At 46.5% G+C, this 3077-nt stretch carries 1 protein-coding gene; it reads left to right on the top strand.

Going from position 1 to position 3077, the window contains the following annotated elements:
- Window positions 1–163 precede the first annotated feature (163 nt).
- On the top strand, window positions 164–3077 hold a 2914-nt coding region (locus tag N7974_RS20310), incomplete at its 3' end, for a DUF4347 domain-containing protein (RefSeq protein ID WP_262967352.1).

Below are 3077 nucleotides of genomic sequence, written 5' to 3'. Positions count from 1 at the left end.
CACGCAGCGGATTATTAATTCGCTGGACAAAAATGATGACACATTTTTAATCGACGACCGTATCTTCCAAGCCGCAGAAATTGGCAGGATTCATGCGAGAGCGGCTTAAATTTTGACGAAGGTATTGGCTTAAGTAAAATTAATTATTAAGATATACATTGCCATGAACTACCGTAACCGCCAAAAACCTTCTTATTCTTTGATGTTAACGTTAGAGCCACGCATGGTATTTGATGGGGCGGTAGCCGTACCTGATACTGCAGCTATTGCTGCGGATGCGTCCCATGTCACTGGCAATGTCCTTAGTGATGGCACGCCTCATGACACAGGCACAGGGACACTCAACGTTCAAGGTGTTGCCAGCGGCAGTACGACAGTGCCGCTCAATACTGGCGTCAATACTACCGTAAACGGCACCTATGGTAGCTTGGATATTCAGGCCAACGGCAGCTACGACTATCGCTTAAGTAATGACGCAGCTAATATACTGGCACTAACAGTCGGTGAGCAAGCGACCGATACCTTTAGCTATACCATGACGGATACGGCTCATAATACCTCAACCACCACCTTAACAATTGATATAACGGGTGATAATGACGCCCCTACTGCCGTAGCCGATAGCACTCATATTACTGCCAGTGCAGCCACCGTTACGGGTAATTTACTGACTAATGACACCGACTCCGATGCCGGTGATACCAAGACCGTCTCCGCCATTTCAACTTCAGGTAATAGTATAGGCAGCGTGGACAGTGCCTTGACGGGCACTTATGGTAGCCTTACCGTTAATGCTGATGGCAGTTACAGTTATGCCCTTGACAACAACAATGCCGCTGCAAAAGCATTGCCAGTAGGTAAAACCTTAACCGAAACGTTTAAATACACAACGAAGGACTCGGGCGATCTGAGCTCATCATCTACACTGACTATAACTATTGATGGTACTCACGCTGCCTTACCGGTTGCGACTAACACCCAGCTCATGTTTATTGATGCCAGCATGGTTGATACCTCCAAATTCGCCGCCGGTGCACGTTCAGGTGTACAAGTCATTATGCTCAACCCAGGCAGTGACCCTTGGCAGCAAATGAGCAGTACCATTGCTCAATATCAAAATATAAGTGCTATTTATTTAGTATCTCATGGCTCGACTGACGAAATTTTTATTGGTAATCAGATCTATACTACTGCCAATATTCAAACTGAAGCTAATTATCTAACTGACTGGCAATCACATCTAGCGCCCAATGCCGACTTTTTGTTATATGGTTGTGATATAGGCGCAGGAGCAAATGGCCAAAGCTTTGTAAATACCTTAGCCAGCTTAACTCAAACTCAAGTCGCAGCTTCAAGTGATGCAACCGGTGCGGCTGCACTAGGTGGAAACTGGATACTTGAAACCAGTTCCGGCACTATTGATGCGCCAATAGCTTTTACTGAAGTGTTTATGGCAAATTACAATGACATTTTAATTGGTTCAACCGTTTATAATGCCAACTCTGGAACTTTAAATTTTAATGGTACCGGTAGTAGTGGTGCAGCAAACAATTTTTTAAATATTATTGGAACTGGCATTAACAATAACGATGTGGTTCGCTTTAATAACGTCATTACCATTGGGGGTCAAGCGATTGATGCAGTAGTAACCACTACCTTGTCCAACACCACGATTTCAACTTACGATTCAACTGTAAACCCATCAACGGTCAGTGCATATTTCCAACCCCTACTGAGTATTTCATCAGGTGGTGGTTATGCGACTTTCAAAATCGATTTCTACACCCATAGTACTTATACCGGCGTAGGTACCGGTACCGCTGTCACCTTACAAAACGTAATAGTTAACTCCTATGATATTGACTCTCAAGGCAATTCAGACAGGCAGTTCCAAGAGTTTAAGGGCTTTTCTCGTTATACATTAGCATCTACAGCACTAAATTCAACATTAGCCGTTACAACATTGGTAGATGGTTCTGTCCATTTTCAAGCAATAACAAATGTTAATAATGGCCCAATCGCTTCAGATGGTTATCGTGTACAAGTTTTCTACGATTCAATGAGTTCATTCGTATTAAAAACAGGCGTAGCTCTTAACACCTCATCTGCTACTGCCTACTATGCCCTGGATTTTAGCGTGGGGCCAGCATGGACAGGCGCAACCACTACCACAGGCACTCCTGCAGCCAATATCACCTATGACTCTACTACTTTCACAGAAGCTACAGCCAATAATGGCTCTATTTCTGTTGTCCGTAACATCACCCTTAACAATGCAACTTTTGCTGGAACCAACGGAGCAGCCTTGTCCGGTGTTGCTGTTACCAACGTACCAACTGGGCTAACAGCAGTAGTTACCCAAGTAGATAGTACGCATGCCACATTAAGATTTACCGGTAACGCAACCTCCCATGCCATTGTCAATGATATTAATAACCTAACAGTGACATTTTCTGATTCTGCTTTTGCTGCTGGCAAGCTCGCTTCTGCGGTTACAGGAGCCATACGTGGCGATTTAATTATAGATTTTGCAGATCCTGTTGCCGGCGTCACCGGCAGCACCACCATTGGTCCTGTGGTTGCCGGCCAAACCGTGACTCTAACCGTCACTGACGCGGACTTGAACACTAACGCCGGCACGGCACAAAGCGTTAATGTCACGGTCACCAACCAGGCGACTAATGAAACCGAAGTCGTGACCTTGACCGAAACCGGCGTTAATAGCGGTATTTTTTCCGGTACCTTGGCGACCACGAATGCCGCAAGTGCAGGCACGAATAATACCGGCACTATCAATGTGGTCGCGGGTAATACCCTGCAAGTGGCTTACACCGATGCCTTGGATGCCACCGGCGCGACGGCTCAAAGTAGAACCGCTACGGCGGTCGCCACGGCCGGCGTCACCGGCAGCACCACCATTAGTCCTGTGGTTGCCGGCCAAACCGTGACCCTAACCGTCACTGACGCGGACTTGAACACTAACGCCGGCACGGCACAAAGCGTTAATGTCACGGTCACCAACCAGGCGACTAATGAAACCGAAGTCGTGACCTTGACCGAAACCGGCGTTAATAGCG

Origin of the sequence: Methylobacter psychrophilus, assembly GCF_025583945.1 — a bacterium.
In the GTDB taxonomy this organism is placed as follows: Bacteria; Pseudomonadota; Gammaproteobacteria; order Methylococcales; family Methylomonadaceae; genus Methylobacter_C; species Methylobacter_C psychrophilus.
Note: the sequence above shows the minus strand (reverse complement) of the source record. Positions and strands in the feature narration are given on the sequence as shown.